Origin of the sequence: Paenirhizobium selenitireducens ATCC BAA-1503 (assembly GCF_000518785.1) — a bacterium.
GTDB classification, from domain to species: domain Bacteria; phylum Pseudomonadota; class Alphaproteobacteria; order Rhizobiales; family Rhizobiaceae; genus Allorhizobium; species Allorhizobium selenitireducens.
Genome location: NZ_JAEG01000001.1, coordinates 53,952 through 73,248, shown reverse-complemented (window position 1 = coordinate 73,248; position 19,297 = coordinate 53,952). Strand labels below are relative to the sequence as shown.

Here is a 19,297-nt window from a genome sequence, read left to right as displayed (position 1 = left end):
AGCCAAAGCCCCAGAACGTTACTCAACCAGCAGCTCTGGACTGCAAGACCTTAGAACTGGTTCGCCATGCTGAAGCGGAAGTTCTGGACCTCGTCGAAGTCTTCCTTGGCAACCGGAACGGCGTAGTCGAAGCGCAGCGGACCAAACGGCGACAGCCACAGGATGCCCGCACCGACCGATGCACGCCAGCTCATGTCCGTGCCTTCGACGGTCGAGCCACCGGTATCGACCTTGTTGCCGTACAGCGTGCCGGCATCGGCGAAGACCGCGCCGCGGATGTTGAGATCCTGCGGGAACAACGGCAGCGGGAAGTTGGCTTCCGCCGAAACCGTCATGTAGGTCGTGCCGCCGAGCGGATCGCCGTCTGCACGCGCACCGATGCCGTTGCTGGCGAAGCCGCGCAGATCCTTGCCGCCGATCTGGAACTGATCGAAAACATTGAGCGAATCGCCCGTCGCAACAACGTGACCGGCACTCGCGGCAACCGAGCCGATGAGGTCCATCTCGTCCGAGAGGGTATGGAAGTAGCGGGCGCGGCCATAGACCTTGTAGAAATCGGAATCGCCGCCCAGGCCCGCATATTCGTGGGTGAAGCTGGCATACAGGCCGTCACGCGGCATGTTGCGGTCGTCGACCGTGTTGTAAACGATCGAATGACCGACGATCGACTGCTTCCACGGGCTCTGCTCGATCAGATCGATGTACGGATCCGCCATGTCGTCGTCGGCGGTGTACGGCAAGCCATCAGTGCCGTATGCACCGTCTTCCGTGTACTTCAGTTCCTTGTAGGTATAACGAACGGTGGTCGCCAGATCCTCGGTGATCGGAGCCGTGACGCGGAAGGTCGCGCCCTGCTCTTCATAATCGTAGTTCGAATTGCTGCTGGTCTGGTTCTTGAACAGATCGAAGCCGGCAGCGAGACGGTAGCCGAGGAAATACGGCTCGGTGAAGGAGAAGTTGTAGGTGCGGCTGTCTTCCAGACCGCCGCCGACGGCGACGCGAATGAACTGGCCACGACCCAGGAAGTTCTTTTCCTCGACCGAAGCCTCGACGACGAAGCCGTCGCCGCCAACCGAGTAGCCGGCGCCGATGCCGAACGAACCGGTCGGCTGATCCACCACATCGACAACCACAACGACGCGGTCGGATGCGCTGCCCGGCGCGGTCGAGATATTGACGGTCGTGAAGTAGCCGAGCGCTTCCAGACGACGCTTGGCGCGGCTGATGGTCTCCTGATTGAAGGCGTCGCCTTCGGAGATGTCGAACTCGCGACGGATGACATAGTCACGCGTGCGGGTGTTGCCGCGGATCTCGATGCGCTCGACATAGGCGCGCTCGCCCTGATCGACCAGATAGGTCACGCCGATCGTGTTGTTCTCGAAATTGCGGTCGCCGCGCGGAACGACGCGGGCAAACGGATAGCCGGCCGCCGAAACGCGCTGAGAGATGGCTTCCATCGACTTCTGGATGTCGCGGGCGCTGTAGGTGTTGCCGGCGCGGGTTTCGAGCAGCCGCTCAAGCTCGGCGGCATCGATGCCTTCGACGGTCGACTCGACGGCGATGTTGCCGAACTTGTAGCGTTCGCCTTCATCGACGGTGATCGTGATGCCGTATTCGTTGCCGGCCTCGTTCAGCGTGGCATCCGACGAAATCACGCGGAAATCGGCGTAGCCGTGATTGTAGTAGAACTGGCGCAGCGCTTCTTCGTCAGCGCGCAGCTTGTCCTCGTTGTAGACGTCCTTGCGGGTCAGGAAGGACAGCATGTTGGAGCGCTTGGTCTGCAGCACGGCCGACAGACGACCATCGCCATAGGCATTGTTGCCGACGAAGTTGATCTGGGTGATCTTGGTGCGCTCGCCTTCATTGATGACGAAGGCAAGATTGACGCGACCTTCGGCCACCGGAACGACCTGGGTCGTCACTTCGATGTCGCTACGGCCGATGCCTGCATAGGCTTCCTTGATCCGCTCGATATCGGCAGCGATCATGCTTTCGTTATAAGGGCCCATCGGCTGGGTCTGAACGAAGCCGCGCAGCTTGTCGTCCTTGACCTTGCGGTTGCCGTTGAACACGACCTGATTGACGAGCTGGTTCTCGGCCACGCTGATGACGAGCGTGCCGCCGGATACGGAAATCCGCACATCCGAGAAGAAGCCGGTCGCATAGAGACGCTTGACCGATTCATCAATGTCGGAGTTGGAAAAACTCTGGCCGGGCTTGATGGTGATATTGGAGCGGACCGCGTCCACACCGACACGCTGCGCGCCACGGACATCAATGCGCTGAATCACGGCCGCTTCGGCGACCGCAGCCGACGCGAGAAGAGCCACGCCTGCGCCCGAAGAAACAACACCAGCAGACAGCGCGACCGCCGACACCGCGTTCAAAAATCTTGAACCAGCCTTCATGTTTATTCTCAACCTTCTTCCATTGCCCCGGGGTCGTTTCCGACTCCGGCCCGTGTGTGGTTTTAACGGCTTTTACCCTACAAGCAAGTACGGACGTTAAATTCTATTTACTTCATTTACAGCCGTGGCCCAATCGCCACTATGAGTTTGAAACATCGTAAACAAATCCTCTCCGCAATGGCAAGCCGAGACTCTAGCCTATTAAGCGGCTGATATCGTTCCACGTTGCAAACACCATGAGCGACAGGATCATGATCAGGCCGATGCGAAAAGCGATTTCCTGTGCGTTCTGCCCGACAGGCTTCCCGCGTATTGCCTCAAGCGCGTAGAGGACCAGGTGGCCGCCGTCAAGGACCGGAACTGGCATCAAATTGAGAAGCCCCAGGGAAACTGAAAGAACCGCCGCCAGATTGAACAGGGCGACGATGCCGAGGGTCGCCATCTGGCCGGAAGCCTGGACGACCCGGACGGGTCCACCCAGCTGATCGGCATTCATCCGACCGGTAACCAAATTGGACAGATAGTCGAAGGTGCCGGTGACGATGTGCCAGGTCTGCAGGGCGCCCTCGCCCACCGCTTCGAGCGGCGTCAGCTCGATGATGCGAAAATTGCCGCTCTGCTGGTTGGTGACGATGCCGATCTGCCCCACTTCCATCTCGTTGCCGAAACGGTCGGTGGTGACGGTGCGACGCGGTACCATGTCGAGGCCGATCTCGCTGCCGTCGCGAAGAACGGTCACGACGACCGGGATCTCCGGGCGCATGCTGATGTAGCGCACCACGTCGTCGAAGGTGTCGATGCGCGCGCCGTCGAGCGCGACGAGCACGTCGCCCGGCTTGACGCCCGCCTCGAAAGCAGCGCTTCCGGCCCTGACCTCGGCGACGACCGGATCGGCGACCGGCTTGCCCTGCGTTCCGAACATCACGGCAAAGATGACGATCGCCGCGATGAAATTGGCGATCGGGCCGGCAGCGACGGTGAAAGCACGCTTCCACAGCCTGGCACCGGCCAGGGTCTGGGCGCGCTCGGCCGGCGTCATCTCGGCCAGTTCGTCGCCATCGGCAAGGCTTGCGGCATCGGCGTCGCCGTAGAACCGCACATAGCCGCCAAGCGGAATGGCGGAGAGTTTCCAGCGCGTGCCGTGCGTATCGGTGAAGCCGACGATTTCCGGACCGAAGCCGATCGAAAACGCCACGACGCGGATGCCCGACCAGCGGCCGGCGAGATAATGGCCAAGCTCGTGCACGAAGACGAGAAGCGACAGGACCACGATGTAGGGAAGGATATAGCCGGTCAGAAAGCCGAAGAAGGCGGTAATTTGGTCCATCGTCCAATCCTATTCATGGTGCTTTTGCGGCCTCACAGACCGAAAAGGAAAGCACCGAGAGAGTCGACAGCCCCCATGCCGACTGCGGAGAAACCTATCGCAATAAAGAATGCGGCGAAACAGGCAAATACCAGAGCGTCCACCCGGTCCATCACACCGCCGTGGCCGGGAATGAGATGGCTGGAGTCCTTCACGCCGAAACGCCGCTTGATAAAGGACTCGAACAGGTCGCCGATCTGGCCGGCGACCGACAGGAACAGCGCGATCAGAGGAACCCAAAGCCCGATCGACTGGAAGAAGGAAAGCGCGACGGCGACGCCGCCCAGCACGCCGGCGATCGTCCCGCCGATGGCGCCCGACCAGGTCTTGCCGGGCGATATGCGCGGCGCAAGCTTCGGCCCGCCAATGGCACGGCCGACGAAATAGGCGAGGATGTCGGTCGACCAGACGACGGCAAAGACGAAGATCATCGCCGCAAAGCCCAGCTGGTCCTCGCCGCGGATTGCCGCGAGCGAGATCGCGCTCAGCCCCGAATAGAAGATGCCGCCCGGCTGCCACCAGCTCCAATTGCCGATGATGGCCGGGAGGACGGCGGTGAGGACAAGGCCGGCAAACAGCGGAACGGTCAGGTCCGCCTGGCCGAACAGCATGTTGGCGGCAATCGCGACCATCGAGAACCAGCCGAAAGCATGGCCCCGCAGACTGCGCTCGCCAAGCTTGGTCATCGATGACCATTCGTAATAGACGAACAGGCCGATGGCGGCCGCGAGGATGCGGAACGTCACGCCCCCGAGCCAGGTCGCCGCCAGCACGACGGCGACCATGACGATGGCGGAATAGATGCGGAGGGTGAGTTCCCGGCTCATGGTCAGGCCTTAAGATCCCAGCGCCACGGCCTTGGCGGACAGGCCGCCGAACCGTCGGTCGCGGGCGCTGAAACGCTCAAGCGCGGCGAAAAACACCTCGCGGTTAAAATCAGGCCAGAGATCGGGCACGAACATCAGTTCGGCATAGGCGGCCTGCCACAACAGGAAGTTGGACAGCCGCTCCTCGCCGCTGGTGCGGATGATCAGATCCGGGTCGGGAATGTCGGCCGTATCAAGCCGCTCGTCGATCATCTGCGCATTGATGTCGGACGCCTTGAGGCGCCCCGCGGCAACGTCGGCGGCAAGGCTTGCGGCCGCCCGCGCGATCTCGTCGCGGGAGCCGTAATTGAAGGCGATCACGACGGTCAGCGAGGAATTTCCCCGCGTCGTCTCCTCGGCCTCCAGCAGCAGCGAGCGAATGTCCTCGCGCAGGCTTGTCCGGTCGCCGATGATGCGGATGCGGACATTTTCGCGGTGCAGTTCTGCGAGATCCCGGCGGATGAAGGTCTTCAGCAGGCCGAAGAGATCGTTGATCTCCGCTTCCGGCCGGCGCCAGTTCTCCGAGGAGAAGGCAAACAGCGTCAGATAGCGAATGCCGGCCTCGGCCGCTGCCCGCACCGTCTCGCGCACCGCCTCGACGCCCTTGCGGTGACCGAAGGTTCGCGGCAGTCCGCGCGCGCTTGCCCATCGGCCATTGCCATCCATGATGATCGCAACATGCTCGGGTACGGCGCGTTTTTCAGCTGTCGACATAATCGGTCCGGTTCAATGCGTCCTGGGCGGGTAAAACGACACGCGCCTGCTAAACCTGCATGATTTCCTTTTCCTTCTCGACGAGCAAGCGGTCGATATCGGAAATCGTGTCGTCGGTCATCTTTTGCACCTTGTCGGAGGTCGAGCGGCTGATGTCCTGGCCGATCACGCCATCCTTCTCGGCCTTCTTGAGGCCTTCCATGCCGTCACGGCGGACATGGCGAATCGCCACCTTGGCCTTCTCGGCATATTCGTGCGCGACCTTGACCAGCGATTTGCGGCGCTCCTCGTTGAGCTCCGGCAGCGGGATACGCAGGTTCTGGCCGTCGACGATCGGATTGAGCCCGAGATTGGCTTCGCGGATGGCGCGGTCGACAGCGTTGACCATCGACTTGTCCCAGACCGAAATGCCGAGCATGCGCGGTTCCGGAACGGTGACGTTGGCGACCTGGTTCAGCGGCATGCGCGAGCCATAGGCCTCGACCGTCACCGGATCGAGAATATTGGCCGAGGCGCGGCCGGTGCGCAGCGACGCGATGTCGTGCTTGAACGCGTTGATCGCGCCATCCATGCGGCGCTTGATGTCGTTGAGATCAATACCTTCGCTCATGATGAACTCCCTTGTAGCCGGACGCGGACCGAAAGACCGGTCGCCTGCCCTCAATTGTCACTGACGATGGTCTTGCAGCCACCGCCGGAAAGGATCTCGCCGAAACCGCCCTTTTCGTGGATGGAGAAGACGATGATCGGAATTGCGTTTTCGCGCGCCAGCGCCACTGCTGCGACGTCCATCACCGCAAGGCCCTTTTCGAGCACTTCGCTGTGGGTCAGGTGGTCGAAGCGGGTCGCGGTCGGATCCTTCTTCGGATCGGCCGAATAGATACCATCGACCTGGGTTCCCTTGAAGATCGCCTCGGCGCCGATTTCGGCGGCACGAAGTGCTGCGGCCGAGTCGGTCGTGAAGAACGGATTGCCGGTGCCGCCGGCGAAGATCACCACGCGGCCCTGCGCCATGTGATGCAGCGTCTGGCGCTGCGAGAAGCTCTCGCAGATCTCCGGCATGGCGATGGCGGACAGGACGACCGTGTCGATGTCGAGCTTGCGCAGCGAGGTCGCCAGCGCCAGCGCGTTGATGACGGTCGCCAGCATACCCATGTGGTCGCCGGTCACCCGGTCGCCACCCTTGGAGGCTACGGCTACGCCGCGAAAGATGTTGCCGCCGCCGACCACGACCCCGACCTCGACGCCCATCGCGCGGGCTTCGGCGATGTCACTGGCGATCCGGTCGACGACCGCAACGTCGATGCCGAAGCCCTGGCTGCCCATCAGGGCCTCGCCGGAAGCCTTGAGAAGGACGCGCTTGAAGAGTGGTTTGGAAGTCATGCTGTATCCTCGGATAATTCTGAAGCCGGATACACGAAGGGCACCGCGTTGTCACGCGATGCCCCGAGTTTTCCCTAACAAGGTCGATCGACCGAAGGGCGATCAGCCCTTGGCGACAGCCGCGACTTCGGCAGCGAAATCGCTCTCTTCCTTCTCGATGCCTTCGCCGAGCAGCAGGCGTGCCATGCCGGTCACTTCGATCGAGGCGCCAGCGAGCTTTTCAGCGTCCTTGACGGCCTGACCGACGGTGATGTCGGGGTTCATGACGAAAGCCTGCGACAGCAGCGCGACTTCTTCGAAGAACTTGCGCATGCGGCCTTCGACCATCTTCTCGATGATGGCGTCCGGCTTGCCGGAAGCGCGCGACTGCTCGATGAAGACGTTGCGTTCGCGTTCGGCGACAGCGGCGTCGACTTCTTCCGAGCGGATGGCGAGCGGGTTGGTCGCAGCGATGTGCATGGCGACCTGCCTGCCGATCGAGGTCAGGACTTCCTTGTCGCCGACCGACTTCAGGGCAACCAGGACGCCGAGCTTGCCGAGGCCGTCGCCGGCAGCGTTGTGGACGTAGGTCGCGACGACGCCGTGGTCGACTTCCAGCCGAGCTGCACGGCGAAGCGCCATGTTCTCGCCGATGGTGGCGATCGCGTCCTTGATGGTTTCGGAAACCGACTTGCCCGAAGCCGGGTAGTTGGCAGCAGCGATCGCGTCAACCGAACCGTCGGTGGTCAGGGCAACCGAAGCAACGCCGCGGACGAGGTCCTGGAAGGCATCGTTGCGGGCAACGAAGTCGGTCTCGGAATTGACTTCGACGACGACAGCCTTGTGGCCGGCGCTGGCGATGCCGATGAGGCCTTCGGCAGCGGTGCGGCCCGACTTCTTGTCGGCCTTGGCGATGCCCTTGGCGCGCAGCCAGTCGATCGCGGCTTCGATGTCACCGTTGTTCTCGGTGAGAGCCTTCTTGCAATCCATCATGCCTGCGCCGGACTTTTCGCGCAGTTCCTTTACCAGTGCTGCTGTGATTTCAGCCATTGTGTGCCTCTTGTCGGTTCAATCGTGCGCCAGCCTGTTGCAACGAAGTGCGGCCTGCGCCCTGTTTGGGGGACGAAATGTACCCGGAAATGTGACAGCGTGATGAAGCAGGGCCATCACGGAAATAGTCGGTCCGCCTTGTCGATCGCAGCGCAAAGGCGCCGGCAGATCTTCAAAGGGGCAAGGCCGCCCGGGAGCACGGGGCTTCCAGGCGGCCGATCCCAATCGGGAAAAGCCGGCAGGGCGCCAAGGCCCCGCCGCGCGGCGCCGTCAGGCGCCGGCTTCTGCTTCGAGAGCCGGCTCGATCGGAGCTTCGGCGGAACCGCCGATGTCACGACCCGAAGCGCCCTGCTGGCGAGCGATGCCGTCGATGGCAGCGCGGGCAATCAGGTCGCAGTAGAGCGAGATGGCGCGCGAAGCGTCGTCGTTGCCCGGGATCGGATAGTCGATCAGGTCCGGATCGCAGTTCGAGTCGATGATGGCGACGACCGGGATGCCAAGGCGCTTGGCTTCGTCGATCGCGATCTTTTCCTTGTTGGTGTCGATGATGAACATCAGGTCCGGGGTGCCGCCCATGTCGCGGATACCGCCGAGAGCCTTGTCCAGCTTTTCGCGTTCGCGCTCGAGGTTCAGGCGTTCCTTCTTCGTGAAGCCCTGGGCTTCCGAGTTCAGGATTTCGTCGAGCTTGCGCAGACGCTGGATCGAGTTCGAGATCGTCTTCCAGTTGGTCATCATGCCGCCGAGCCAACGCGAGTTGACGTAGTACTGGGCCGAACGCTTGGCCGAGTCGGCAATCAGTTCCGACGCCTGGCGCTTGGTGCCGACGAACAGGACGCGACCGCCGCGAGCCACGGTGTCGGACACGACCTGAAGGGCGCGCGACAGCAACGGCACGGTCTGTGCAAGGTCGATGATGTGGATATTGTTACGATCGCCGAAGATGTACGGCTTCATCTTCGGGTTCCAGCGGTGAGTCTGGTGGCCGAAGTGAACGCCTGCTTCCAAGAGCTGGCGCATGCTGAAGTCTGGCAATGCCATGCCTTTATTCTCCTTTTTCCGGTTTAACCCCCGCGAGACAAACAGCACCGTTTACGGCGCCACCGGCGGAACCTTCCGGATTTCTCCCGGTCGATCCCAAGCCTCGCGTGTGGAATGCTGGTGGCCTTATAGCGACTCTTTCGGGAAATCAAGGCTTTTCCGCCAGAAAACGGTTTGTCCCGCCCGGCGCCAGCGCCTCAATGACAGTCGCCGGTGCCCAGCACTTCGAGCTTGGTCAGCTTGCCGGTGAGGATGAAATCGCCGTAGTCGAGCGTCAGGTCGCGCGAAATGCCGTTCTCGTAGAGCTTGAACGACTGCGTGTAGATCGGCAGCAGGTCGCCCGAGGCCTTCTCGTCGAAATAGGCGATCGACACCGGCCAGTAGGCCTCGCCCGCCACCAGACCGGTGGACTTGTCGGCCGCCTCGGAGGCGGTCGGCTTGCGCGAAGGGCCGACGACCGTGGTGGTCAGGTAGCTCTTGTCGCCGTCTTCCGAGCCGTCGAAGATGCGCGCCTCGAACAGGGCCTTGCCCTTTCTGGCGTTCCCGATAACCTCCAGCATGTGCTCGGCAGGAAAGCGGCTGTCGGCCAGTTCCAGCGCGCGCGGCGCCGGCTCTTCCAGCTCGATCATCACCTTGCCGTTTTCGTCGGCTGCGGCCCCGCTCACGTCCTTGTCCATCTGATCGTCGGTGAACGACTTGGTCTCGAAACGGAACTTGCCGGCGGCCAGATCTTCGAAGGTCTTGCTTTGCTGATCGGTGACACGGATCTGCTCGCCCGTGTCGATGCGGGTGACGAAGCGGAAGTTGGTCGTGTAGCCCGCGCATTCCGAACCGCTGAATTCGTAGACCATGCGGCCGCGCATGCCCTCGATGCCGGATCGTTCCGAAGCCTGCTTGAGCTGAATGTCGTAGACCGCCCGGTGCGGCACGAGACCGCCGGCCACCGCCGCGTTGGCGATGGCTGCCGTCAGGCTGACGGCGGAGCCGGCGACCAAGGCCATGGCTAAGCTCGAACGAAACATCGACATCCTCCTGTTGCACTTGGCGGCGATGTTATAAGAACAGATCCGGCAAAAGCGAGACAAGCTTTTGATCACAACGAGATTCTCTTCAATTATTTTACTGAGCCCCGGGAAACGCACATGACCGATACGATCGACGGCCGTCTGAAGGCCATGGGAATCACCCTGCCGGAAGCGGCAGCGCCCGCCGCCAACTATGTCCCCTACGTGATCAGCGGCAACCTTCTCTATCTCTCCGGCCAGTTGCCGATCGAAGGTGGAAAGATCGCCGTCACCGGTCTGGTCGGCAGCGACGTCGCACTCACTGACGCCCAGCGCGCCGCCGAGCTCTGCGCCATCAACATCCTTGCCCAGGCGAAGTCTGCCCTGTCCGGCGATCTTTCCCGCATCGTGCGCGTCATCAAGCTCAACGGCTTCGTCGCCTCGGCCCCGGGTTTCGTCGAACAGCATCTCGTCATCAACGGCGCCTCCAACCTGATCGCCGGCGTGCTGGGCGAAGCCGGCAAGCATGCGCGCGCCGCCGTCGGCATGGCGGCGCTGCCGCTCAATGCCGCCGTCGAGATCGACGCTATCTTGGAGATCGCCCTGTGAGCGATATCAGCTGGATCAAGGACGTGCCGGTCGCCCATCGCGGCTTCCACGACCAGAACAAGACGGTATGGGAAAACACGCTCTCGGCCTTCCAGCGCGCCATCGACGCGGGCTTTGCCATCGAGTGCGACATCCAGCTGTCGTCGGACAGCGTGCCGATGGTCTTCCACGACCATGACCTGCAGCGGCTGTGCGGCATTGCCGGTGAAGTGCGCGAGCGCACCGCCGGCGAACTCGGCCTCCTGTCGATCGGCGCCACGGCCGACAAGATCCCGTCGCTGAAGAAGATGCTCGCCCTGGTCAAGGGCCGGGTGCCGCTGGTGATCGAACTCAAGGGCATCGATGCCGAGCATGACGACGGCCTGGCCGAAGCTGTGCTGGAAGTGCTCGAAGGCTATGAGGGCAAGGTCGCGCTGATGAGTTTCGACTTCTGGCTTCTGCGGGACCTGAAGAAGCTCGACTGCCCCTACCCGGTCGGTCTGACGGCGGAGGGCGTGCGCCCCGAGCAGCTCGCCGCCCACGAAGAGGCCATGCAGCTCGGCCTCGACTTCATCTCCTATTGCGCCCCGCACCTGCCCAACAGCTTCGTCACGGCGCAGCGCGAACGTGGAATTCCGGTGATTACCTGGACGGTCAGGGATGAAACCATGCGCGCTCATACCTATACTCATGCGGACCAGATGACCTTCGAGGGCTTTGATCCCCGCGAGGCTGCCATCGCCAGCGCATGATGGGAGACGCATGCCAGGAGACGTGACGATCCGGATCGAACGATCCTTTGCCAATATCGCTCCTGAACGCTGGGCCATGCTCGGCGGCGCCAGACGCGGCGCGGACGGATACAATCCGTTCGCCTCGCACGCCTTCCTGTCGGCACTCGAGGAATCCGGCTCGGCCACGGCCGAGACCGGATGGCTCGGTCATCATCTCCTCCTGGAGGACGCAGCCGGCGACCTGCTCGGCGCCGCGCCCTGCTATCTCAAGAGCCACAGCCGCGGCGAATATGTCTTCGACCAGGGCTGGGCCGACGCCTTCGAGCGGGCCGGCGGCCGCTACTATCCGAAACTGCAGAGCGCCTTCCCCTTCACGCCCGCGACCGGCCCGCGTCTGATGGTGGCCGAGAGGCGCGATCCGGCGGAGATCCGGCCTCTGCTCGCCGGCGGGCTCCGCCAGGTGGCCGACGAACTCGGCGTGTCCTCGGCGCACGCGACCTTCATTCCCGAGGACGAATTGCCGGCCTTCACCGGCAGCGGTTACCTGCACCGGACCGACCAGCAGTTCCATTTCCTCAATGCCGGCTATGCCAACCACGAGGCCTTTCTCGAAACGCTCGCCTCGCGCAAGCGCAAGGCGCTGAGGAAAGAACGCCGGGCGGCGCTGGAGAACGGCATCGAGATCGACTGGCTGACCGGCGGCGACCTCACCGAGGACATCTGGGACCAGTTCTTCACCTTCTACATGGACACCGGCAGCCGCAAATGGGGAAAACCCTATCTGACGCGGGCCTTCTATTCGCTGATCGGCGAGCGCATGGCCGACGATATCCTGTTGGTCATGGCCAGACGCGACGGGCGCTATGTGGCCGGTGCCATCAACTTCATCGGCGCGGATGCGCTCTACGGCCGGCACTGGGGCTGCATCGAGGATCACCCCTACCTGCATTTCGAGGTCTGCTATCACCAGGCGATCGAGTTCGCGCTGTCTAAGGGACTGAGCCGGGTCGAGGCCGGCGCCCAGGGCGAGCACAAGCTGGCCCGCGGCTACCAGCCCGTCACCACGCATTCGGCCCACTACATCGCCCATCCGGGCTTAAGGCGCGCCGTCGCCGACTATCTTGAGCACGAGCGGCGCGAGGTCGAGCAGATGGCCGAGATCCTCGGCGAGCACACGCCCTTCCGTCGCGGCGAGCGCCAGCAGCGCGACTGCGAGAGCGACGAATAGGCCGCTTGATCATCGCCCGCCGGCTGCCTTAACTACGGCCAAACCTTGAGGAGATTCCCGATGACCAGTTCCGCCTATGATCCGAACAACATCTTTGCCAAGATCCTGAAGGGCGAGATCCCCTCGGTGAAGCTCTACGAGGACGACGACACACTCGCCTTCATGGACGTCATGCCCCAGGCGACCGGCCACCTGCTGGTCATTCCGAAGACCGGCTCGCGCAACCTGCTCGACGCCGATCCGGCGGTGCTTTCCAAGCTGATCCCGGTCGTGCAGAAACTCGCCGTCGCCGCCAAGGAAGCCTTCGACGCCGACGGTGTCTTCGTTGCGCAGTTCAACGAGGCCGCCGCCGGCCAGACCGTCTACCACCTGCACTTCCACGTCATCCCGCGCCACGACGGCGTGCCGCTCAAGCCTCATTCGGGCAAGATGGAGGATATCGAGGTGCTGAAGGCCAATGCCGAGAAGATCAAGGCCGAGCTGTAAGCGCCACCCTCCCCTTGAGGGGGAGGGTCGGAGCGAAGCTCCGGGGTGGGGTGATGTCGCGACCACGCATCCGACGGCCCGGCGCAAAAGGTCACCCCCACCCGCGCGTTCCGCGCGACCTCCCCCATCAAGGGGGAGGTGTCGACGACGGCGAACACTGAACGTTTCGCCCTCGCCTATTCCGGATTGCGATAGCCGTTCCGCTCCGGGAAGGGCCAGCTCTTCAGCAGATCCATGTCGGGTCGGAAAATCTCGACCTTGAGCGGATAGCAGGCAGCGGCGTCGCTCGAATGCTTGGCGCTGCAATCGCCGCCCGGGCAGGCGGACAGGCCGCCCAGCAGGTCGATCTCGGCGAAGAACTCGATATAGTCGCCGGGCCGCACCGGGCTCGCCTTCATGAAATACTGGTGGGTGTCGGCGGTGAAGCCGGTGCACATGAAGACGTTCAGCACGTCATGCACGAGAGGTTCGGCCTCTGCGAACGACAGGCCTTTCGCGCCGGCCAGCGCCCGGGTCAGGTTGGAATGGCAGCAGTGGTGATAGTCGCCGCCGGACAGCAGCTTGTTGGTGTAGGGATCGCAGCGCGTGCCGATGACGTCGTGCACGCTGCCGCCGAATTCGTCGAAGCCGTACCAGCCGAGCGTGTCATGGGTGATCGTCGCTATCGGCCGGAGATTGGGGAGCGTGCTCCACAGGCGGTTGCCGGTCGTCACATGGGTGGCGTGCAGCGCCCGCGTCTTGCCAGAAAAGAAGCGTTCGGTGAGGTCGTTGGCGTTCCACAGGTTGAGGTCGCCGACCTGCGGGCCGTCGATGCTGAGGATGCGGAAGAAATGCCCCTTCGGCACGGAGAAGGTGGCGCCCTCGCGCGGCGGCACGATCACATCGTCGACCTTGGTCAGCGTCTCGCGGGCGCGCCGCAGCATGGCCATGTCCGGCACCGGCAGCGTCTCGACAGGATAGCAGACCACGGGCTTGACGGCGCGGCGCTCGGCGGCATCGGTCGGGGCGGTGACGGTGGGCGTGGAAGACATGGCGGTTCCTGTGTTTGCGGTTCCGAAGAGTGAAAGAACTATAGACCGGCGACGGCGGTCGCGCGCGCCCAAATGCGCCCTCGCCGCTGCCGTAAGCCGGCGGCGCTCACAGCACCGCCAGCCCGAGCGACAGCAGGGCAAGGGACACGACGACCCCGACGATGACGCGCTGCCCGGTGACGAGAAAGGCGACGAAGCCGAGGCCGGCGGCGGCGAGCCGGAGCCAAAGCGGCGATTCCGCCAGGCTGCCGGTCGGGAAGACGATCAGCTTGGCGGTCACCGCCATGACCAGAGCGGTGGCGACCGCCCTCACCCAGTTCAGCGTCTCCGAACCTTCGGCCAGCCTATTGCCGGCGATCACGCCGAGCCAGCGCCATAGATCGGTAGCGAACCAGCCGGCGAACAGGATCACTGCATAGGGCCAGAGTTCGGCGGCGGTCATGGCTCGTCTCCAACTCGTGGTGCAACAATGGCGCGCCGACGCACGACGAAACGGTCGATCAGATAGGCAAGCGTTCCCCCGCCGATCCCGGCGATGAGGATATCGAAGCCGGGCGTGACCACGGCCAGCAGCGGGCCGGAGACCACGCCGATGACAAAGGCGATCTTCACCACGGAATGGCGGGCGGAGGCCCAGATCGAGCCGACGAAATAGACCGGCGTCAGGAAGAACAGGATGCCGGCGACGGCCGGCGGAAAGGTAGAGACGATCCCGTAGCTCAAACCCACCAGGACCGTGTTGACCGCAACCAGCGTCAGGCCGAAGCCGGCGAAGTAGGAGACCCGCGCCTCGCGCGGAATGTCCTTGAGGCTCCCCATGGCGAAGACCCAGGCGGTGATGGCGACGAAATGCGACAGGACGAGCAGCAGCCAGGTCGGCGTGCGGGAGCCGCGCAACTCGGGAACGAGCGAGGCCACCATCGGCATCATGCGGATCGACGAGAGCGTCACGGCGAGGAATACGGCCAGCACATTGGCGCCGCTCGCCATCATGCCGATCAGGATCATCTTGGCAGGCAAGGCCCAGATCGCCGCGGTCATGAACATCGCCTCGCCGCGGCTGACGCCCGATTCGAGCGCGAATGCGCTGAAACCGACGAAAGAGGTCATCAGGATGAAGGCAGGCAGCGAAAAGATGCCGCGCGCGCCCCGGAGGAACCAGCGAAAGGAAGCGGCATCGGCATGGGTTTGGGACATCGACGGATCCGGCGGGCGGCTAGATAGGGACGGACGGGCCGACCGAGGTGACCACGAAGGATAGGACGTATACCGCCGATTGCCGCCACGAGACAGAGGTTTTTGCCTCGACTGTTGCCGTCAGCGCATTCCGTCCGGTCCGCCGCTGACGGCGATCATCAACCAGCCGCTGCCGCGACGCTTGTAAATTTCGGTCCAGCGCCCGGCGATCTGTTTCGGCGTGCCATCGACCGCCTCGACATCGGCCTCGTAGCTGTAGTGCACCACCCCGACCTCGTGGTCGAAGACGGTGACCTTCAACGGTTTCAGGCGATAGCGCAGGACCTGCGGTGTGCCCGGCCCGACCGAGGCCACGGCCGCCTCGTAGTCGTGCGGCGTATCGAGGCCGGTCACCCAGCCGGTATAGTCGCGGTGCAGCAGCTTGCGGACCGGACCGGTTTCGCGCCGCCGCGCGATTTCCCAGAGTTCCGTGACATGTTCCCAGAGTTCCCGCTGCTCCTGCGAGAAATGCTGCGCTTCCCGGTCCTTCGTGTCCATCCGGATGCCCTGCTACCCCATTGCCCCGTCAAAGCCTAGCGCCCGCCGGACGCACCCCGCAAGCCCGGCAATCCCCATACAAGGACAGATCACAGAAACGTCACTTGCGACAACGAAAAACCCCTCGCAGCAAGGCCGCAAGGGGTCAATCCGACATTCTGCCAATATTGCCGGCCGTCATCGCACGTTGCGTGCCGGTCCTTGACGTTACTTCTTCTTCGGCACCTTGGGCACGGAACTGCGCTTGGCCGGTGAAGGCTCGGCGGTCTTCTCGTCCTTGGCGGCTGCAGCCTTGGATTTCGCCTTGGACTTGTTCGCCTTGGCCGGAGCCTCTGCTTCCGCGCCGACGAGTTCGGCCTCGGGCTTCGGCTTGACCGGCAGCGCTTCGGAGAGCGCTTCCAGATCGAGCACGTCCGCGCCGTTCTCGTCCTTCTTGACGCCGACCTTGACCACGCCACCCTTCTTCAGCTTGCCGAACAGGATCTCGTTGGCGAGCGGCTTCTTGATGTGCTCCTGGATGACGCGCGAAAGCGGCCGGGCGCCCATCTTCTCGTCGTAACCACGCGTGGCGAGCCAGGCGATGGCCGGTTCCGACAGGTCGAAGGTCACGTTGCGTTCCGACAGCTGCGCTTCGAGCTGCATGACGAATTTCTGCACCACCTGATGGATGACTTCCGTCGGCAGCGGCGCGAACTGGATCGTCGCATCGAGGCGGTTGCGGAATTCCGGCGTGAACAGGCGGTTGAGCGCCTCCTCGTCTTCGCCGGTCCGCTTCGACGAGCCGAAGCCGATCGCCGACTTCGCCATTTCCGAGGCGCCGGCATTGGTCGTCATGATCAGGATGACGTTGCGGAAGTCGATCTTCTTGCCGTTATGGTCGGTGAGCGAGCCGTGGTCCATCACCTGCAACAGGATGTTGTAGATGTCCGGATGCGCCTTCTCGATCTCGTCGAGCAGCACCACCGAGTGCGGATGCTGGTCGACGCCGTCGGTAAGAAGGCCGCCCTGGTCGAATCCGACATAGCCCGGAGGTGCGCCGAGCAGGCGCGAAACCGTGTGCCGCTCCATGTATTCCGACATGTCGAAGCGCAGGAGTTCGACGCCGAGCGAGGCGGCGAGCTGCTTGGCGACTTCCGTCTTGCCCACGCCGGTCGGGCCGGAGAAGACGTAGGAGCCGATCGGCTTATTCGGTTCGCGCAGACCGGCACGGGCCAGCTTGATCGCCGTCGACAGCGCCTCGATCGCCGCATCCTGGCCATAGACCACCGAACGCAGTTCCTTCTCCAAGTTGGCGAGAACCATCTCGTCGTCCTTGGATACGGTCTTGGCCGGAATGCGGGCCATGGTGGCGATCGTCGCCTCGATCTCCTTCTCGGTGATCAGCTTGCGGCGCTTGGACGCCGGCAGCAGCATCTGCGCCGCACCGGTTTCGTCGATCACGTCGATCGCCTTGTCCGGCAGCTTGCGGTCGGAGATGTAGCGGGCCGAGAGCTCGACCGCCGACTTGATCGCCTCGTTGGTATATTTCAGCTTGTGATAGTCCTCGAAATAGGGCTTGAGGCCCTTCATGATCTCGATCGCGTCCTCGATCGTCGGCTCGTTGACGTCGATCTTCTGGAAACGGCGGACCAGCGCCCGGTCCTTCTCGAAGAACTGGCGATATTCCTTGTAGGTGGTCGAGCCGATGCAGCGGATCGCGCCGGACGACAGCGCCGGCTTCAGCAGGTTGGACGCGTCCATCGCGCCGCCCGAGGTGGCACCGGCACCGATGACGGTGTGGATCTCGTCGATGAACAGCACGGCGCCCGGATAGTCCTCAAGTTCCTTGACGACCTGCTTCAGCCGCTCCTCGAAGTCGCCGCGATAGCGGGTGCCGGCGAGCAGCGTGCCCATGTCGAGCGAGAAGATCGTCGCATCCTTGAGCGCGTCGGGAACCTTGCCCTCGACGATGCGCTTGGCCAGGCCCTCGGCGATCGCCGTCTTGCCGACGCCGGGATCGCCCACGTAGAGCGGGTTGTTCTTGGAACGACGGCAAAGCACCTGGATGGTGCGGTTGACCTCGCTGTGGCGGCCGATCAGCGGATCGATCTTGCCGCTCTTGGCCTTCTCGTTGAGGTTGACGCAATAGGCCTTGAGAGCCTCCTGCTTGGCCTTGGGCGGACCTTCCTCCTGCTCACGGGCCTGCTTGGCCTCGCCGTCGCCGCCCTCCTCGGCACTGCGCGGCGGGCGCGTCTGGGAGGTGCCGGGCCGCTTGCCGATGCCGTGTGAGATGTAGTTGACGGCGTCGTAGCGGGTCATCTCCTGCTCCTGCAGGAAGAATGCCGCATGGCTTTCGCGCTCGGCGAAGATCGCCACCAGCACGTTGGCGCCGGTCACTTCCTCGCGACCGGAGGACTGGACGTGGATCACCGCGCGCTGGATGACGCGCTGGAATCCGGATGTCGGCTTGGAATCCTCGTCGTAACCCGTCACCAGGTTGGCGAGTTCGTTGTCGACATAATCGATGACGGTCTTGCGCAAGGCGTCGAGATTGACATTGCAGGCACCCATCACCGCCGCGGCGTCTGCATCGTCGATCAGGGCCAGGAGCAGGTGTTCGAGCGTGGCATATTCATGATGCCGCTCGTTGGCAAAGGTCAGTGCCTGATGCAGCGCCTTTTCAAGGCTGGGAGAAAATGTTGGCACGTCAGTTCCTCACTTCTTTTCCATGACGCATTGAAGCGGATGCTCATGCTGCCTGGCGAAATCCATTACCTGGCTTACCTTCGTCTCGGCGACTTCGTAGGTGAAGACGCCACATTCCCCGACACCATGATTGTGAACGTGCAACATGATGCGGGTGGCTGCTTCCCTGTCCTTCTGGAAAAAGCGCTCCAGTACATGGATCACGAATTCCATCGGGGTATAGTCATCGTTGAGAAGCAGGACGCGGTACAGGTTCGGTTTCTTCGTCTTAGGCTTGGTACGCGTGATCACCGAGGTGCCACGATTGGCGTTGTCCCCGTCCCGCTGGCTTTGCATGACGACCGGCTTGGCGATCATTTCAGTTCATTCTCCAATTGTCCGGCCGATCTGCCGAAGACGCAACGCGACGGACAAACACTCAGCTCAGTAAGGTAGTTCATAATTCGGTGATTTTAAGCCCCCCTTCGCACAGCGCAAACAGAATTGCGCGACGCATCCGCGAAGCAGGCTCAAAAAGAGCCTTCAGGCTTATACAAGGCGGCACAAATGGCAAGACCGGCCGCAGATTTGCGGCCGGTCTTGCAATCTTGACGATCTGGAAGGCTGGTGTCAGGCCGCGGTCGGCATCTTCATGCCGGTCGCCTTGGCGATCGGTGCTTCGTAAGGCTTGTAGGCCACCTTGGCGAGATCGGCGTACATGTCGCTCATCTTGGTGGCTTCGGCGACGAAGCTCTCATACGACGACTTGATGAAGTTGGTCTGCAGCTCAAGAGCGGTTTCGATGCTCTTCACGCCCGACAGCGCTTCCATGTGGGAAGAGACGTCCTGGAAGGACTTCTTCGAGTACTCGGAAGCCTCGGTCGCGATTGCCTGGAAACCCTTGGCGACCTCGGAATAGTTCTTCAGTACCGCGTCCATGGCTTCCTTGCCCTTCTTGTTGGCTTCGTCCAAATTGATCATGCCACCACTCCTTCAGGTCCGTTTCATTCGGTGCTCAGATAGA

20 protein-coding genes are annotated in these 19,297 nt (G+C 62.9%); 4 read left to right on the top strand and 16 right to left on the bottom strand.

Features of this window, described 5'->3' with window-relative positions:
• Positions 1-50 precede the first annotated feature (50 nt).
• The 9 genes from bamA to L867_RS0100355 all read right to left on the bottom strand — a co-directional run bounded on the left by bamA (position 51) and on the right by L867_RS0100355 (position 9,826).
• On the bottom strand, positions 51-2,408 hold the full coding sequence (bamA, locus tag L867_RS0100395; RefSeq protein WP_028735040.1) for an outer membrane protein assembly factor BamA: 2,358 nt from the start codon (positions 2,406-2,408) through the stop codon (positions 51-53).
• Between the two features lie 193 nt (positions 2,409-2,601).
• Positions 2,602-3,735 (bottom strand): RIP metalloprotease RseP, encoded by a 1,134-nt coding sequence (rseP, locus tag L867_RS0100390; RefSeq protein WP_028735039.1) that lies wholly within the window; start codon positions 3,733-3,735, stop codon positions 2,602-2,604.
• A 32-nt stretch (positions 3,736-3,767) separates the two neighbouring features.
• A complete protein-coding gene (locus L867_RS0100385) occupies positions 3,768-4,601 on the bottom strand; it encodes a phosphatidate cytidylyltransferase (RefSeq protein WP_028735038.1) in 834 nt (277 codons plus the stop codon).
• 9 nt (positions 4,602-4,610) lie between these two features.
• Positions 4,611-5,354, bottom strand: coding sequence for an isoprenyl transferase (locus L867_RS0100380; protein ID WP_028735037.1), 744 nt, complete (start codon positions 5,352-5,354; stop codon positions 4,611-4,613).
• Between the two features lie 49 nt (positions 5,355-5,403).
• On the bottom strand, positions 5,404-5,964 hold the full coding sequence (frr, locus tag L867_RS0100375; protein WP_028735036.1) for a ribosome recycling factor: 561 nt from the start codon (positions 5,962-5,964) through the stop codon (positions 5,404-5,406).
• Between the two features lie 50 nt (positions 5,965-6,014).
• Positions 6,015-6,737 carry a UMP kinase gene (gene pyrH / locus L867_RS0100370; protein ID WP_028735035.1) on the bottom strand — a complete coding sequence of 241 codons (723 nt, stop codon included), beginning with the start codon at positions 6,735-6,737 and terminating at the stop codon, positions 6,015-6,017.
• 102 nt (positions 6,738-6,839) lie between these two features.
• Complete coding sequence (gene tsf / locus L867_RS0100365; protein WP_028735034.1) at positions 6,840-7,766, bottom strand: translation elongation factor Ts; 927 nt, start codon at positions 7,764-7,766, stop codon at positions 6,840-6,842.
• A 270-nt stretch (positions 7,767-8,036) separates the two neighbouring features.
• Complete coding sequence (gene rpsB, locus L867_RS0100360; protein ID WP_028735033.1) at positions 8,037-8,804, bottom strand: 30S ribosomal protein S2; 768 nt, start codon at positions 8,802-8,804, stop codon at positions 8,037-8,039.
• Between the two features lie 197 nt (positions 8,805-9,001).
• Complete coding sequence (locus L867_RS0100355) at positions 9,002-9,826, bottom strand: cell envelope integrity EipB family protein (protein WP_028735032.1); 825 nt, start codon at positions 9,824-9,826, stop codon at positions 9,002-9,004.
• 120 nt (positions 9,827-9,946) lie between these two features.
• On the opposite strand from L867_RS0100355, the gene L867_RS0100350 reads away from it, so the two are divergent.
• From L867_RS0100350 to L867_RS0100335, 4 genes are read left to right on the top strand one after another with little or no spacing between them, the layout of a single operon-like run.
• A complete protein-coding gene (locus L867_RS0100350; protein WP_028735031.1) occupies positions 9,947-10,417 on the top strand; it encodes a RidA family protein in 471 nt (156 codons plus the stop codon).
• Positions 10,414-11,148, top strand: a complete 735-nt coding sequence (locus L867_RS0100345) for a glycerophosphodiester phosphodiesterase (RefSeq protein ID WP_028735030.1) — start codon at positions 10,414-10,416, stop codon at positions 11,146-11,148. The genes L867_RS0100350 and L867_RS0100345 overlap by 4 nt, the downstream gene beginning before the upstream one ends.
• A gap of 10 nt (positions 11,149-11,158) precedes the next feature.
• Positions 11,159-12,358: a GNAT family N-acetyltransferase gene (locus L867_RS0100340; RefSeq protein ID WP_028735029.1), complete on the top strand. Its 1,200-nt coding sequence runs from the start codon at positions 11,159-11,161 to the stop codon at positions 12,356-12,358.
• Positions 12,359-12,418: 60 nt separating this feature from the next.
• Entirely contained in the window at positions 12,419-12,844 is a 426-nt protein-coding gene (locus L867_RS0100335) for an HIT family protein (protein ID WP_028735028.1), read from the top strand.
• 176 nt (positions 12,845-13,020) lie between these two features.
• Here L867_RS0100335 and L867_RS0100330 read toward each other — a convergent pair whose 3' ends face one another.
• From L867_RS0100330 to L867_RS0100300, 7 genes are all read right to left on the bottom strand, one after another.
• Positions 13,021-13,875, bottom strand: a complete 855-nt coding sequence (locus tag L867_RS0100330) for an urea carboxylase-associated family protein (RefSeq protein ID WP_028735027.1) — start codon at positions 13,873-13,875, stop codon at positions 13,021-13,023.
• Positions 13,876-13,981: 106 nt separating this feature from the next.
• A complete protein-coding gene (locus L867_RS0100325; RefSeq protein WP_028735026.1) occupies positions 13,982-14,317 on the bottom strand; it encodes an AzlD domain-containing protein in 336 nt (111 codons plus the stop codon).
• Complete coding sequence (locus tag L867_RS0100320; RefSeq protein ID WP_028735025.1) at positions 14,314-15,072, bottom strand: AzlC family ABC transporter permease; 759 nt, start codon at positions 15,070-15,072, stop codon at positions 14,314-14,316. The genes L867_RS0100325 and L867_RS0100320 overlap by 4 nt, the downstream gene beginning before the upstream one ends.
• A 120-nt stretch (positions 15,073-15,192) precedes the next feature.
• Positions 15,193-15,609 (bottom strand): nuclear transport factor 2 family protein, encoded by a 417-nt coding sequence (locus tag L867_RS0100315; protein WP_028735024.1) that lies wholly within the window; start codon positions 15,607-15,609, stop codon positions 15,193-15,195.
• A gap of 207 nt (positions 15,610-15,816) precedes the next feature.
• Positions 15,817-18,294 carry an ATP-dependent Clp protease ATP-binding subunit ClpA gene (gene clpA / locus L867_RS0100310; protein WP_028735023.1) on the bottom strand — a complete coding sequence of 826 codons (2,478 nt, stop codon included), beginning with the start codon at positions 18,292-18,294 and terminating at the stop codon, positions 15,817-15,819.
• A gap of 9 nt (positions 18,295-18,303) precedes the next feature.
• Positions 18,304-18,651 (bottom strand): ATP-dependent Clp protease adapter ClpS, encoded by a 348-nt coding sequence (gene clpS / locus L867_RS0100305; protein ID WP_028735022.1) that lies wholly within the window; start codon positions 18,649-18,651, stop codon positions 18,304-18,306.
• A gap of 252 nt (positions 18,652-18,903) precedes the next feature.
• The gene (locus tag L867_RS0100300; RefSeq protein WP_028735021.1) at positions 18,904-19,254 is read right to left on the bottom strand and encodes a phasin family protein; all 351 of its coding nucleotides are present in this window, start codon (positions 19,252-19,254) and stop codon (positions 18,904-18,906) included.
• Between the last annotated feature and the right edge of the window lie 43 nt (positions 19,255-19,297).

Bases quoted from the DNA above. Each gene is read 5' to 3' on its own strand.
- bamA (WP_028735040.1), bottom strand. From the start codon at position 2,408: ATGAAGGCTGGTTCAAGATTTTTGAACGCGGTGTCGGCGGTCGCGCTG.
- rseP (WP_028735039.1), bottom strand. From the start codon at position 3,735: ATGGACCAAATTACCGCCTTCTTCGGCTTTCTGACCGGCTATATCCTT.
- L867_RS0100385 (WP_028735038.1), bottom strand. From the start codon at position 4,601: ATGAGCCGGGAACTCACCCTCCGCATCTATTCCGCCATCGTCATGGTC.
- L867_RS0100380 (WP_028735037.1), bottom strand. From the start codon at position 5,354: ATGTCGACAGCTGAAAAACGCGCCGTACCCGAGCATGTTGCGATCATC.
- frr (WP_028735036.1), bottom strand. From the start codon at position 5,964: ATGAGCGAAGGTATTGATCTCAACGACATCAAGCGCCGCATGGATGGC.
- pyrH (WP_028735035.1), bottom strand. From the start codon at position 6,737: ATGACTTCCAAACCACTCTTCAAGCGCGTCCTTCTCAAGGCTTCCGGC.
- tsf (WP_028735034.1), bottom strand. From the start codon at position 7,766: ATGGCTGAAATCACAGCAGCACTGGTAAAGGAACTGCGCGAAAAGTCC.
- rpsB (WP_028735033.1), bottom strand. From the start codon at position 8,804: ATGGCATTGCCAGACTTCAGCATGCGCCAGCTCTTGGAAGCAGGCGTT.
- L867_RS0100355 (WP_028735032.1), bottom strand. From the start codon at position 9,826: ATGTTTCGTTCGAGCTTAGCCATGGCCTTGGTCGCCGGCTCCGCCGTC.
- L867_RS0100350 (WP_028735031.1), top strand. From the start codon at position 9,947: ATGACCGATACGATCGACGGCCGTCTGAAGGCCATGGGAATCACCCTG.
- L867_RS0100340 (WP_028735029.1), top strand. From the start codon at position 11,159: ATGCCAGGAGACGTGACGATCCGGATCGAACGATCCTTTGCCAATATC.
- L867_RS0100335 (WP_028735028.1), top strand. From the start codon at position 12,419: ATGACCAGTTCCGCCTATGATCCGAACAACATCTTTGCCAAGATCCTG.
- L867_RS0100330 (WP_028735027.1), bottom strand. From the start codon at position 13,875: ATGTCTTCCACGCCCACCGTCACCGCCCCGACCGATGCCGCCGAGCGC.
- L867_RS0100325 (WP_028735026.1), bottom strand. From the start codon at position 14,317: ATGACCGCCGCCGAACTCTGGCCCTATGCAGTGATCCTGTTCGCCGGC.
- L867_RS0100320 (WP_028735025.1), bottom strand. From the start codon at position 15,072: ATGTCCCAAACCCATGCCGATGCCGCTTCCTTTCGCTGGTTCCTCCGG.
- L867_RS0100315 (WP_028735024.1), bottom strand. From the start codon at position 15,609: ATGGACACGAAGGACCGGGAAGCGCAGCATTTCTCGCAGGAGCAGCGG.
- clpS (WP_028735022.1), bottom strand. From the start codon at position 18,651: ATGATCGCCAAGCCGGTCGTCATGCAAAGCCAGCGGGACGGGGACAAC.
- L867_RS0100300 (WP_028735021.1), bottom strand. From the start codon at position 19,254: ATGATCAATTTGGACGAAGCCAACAAGAAGGGCAAGGAAGCCATGGAC.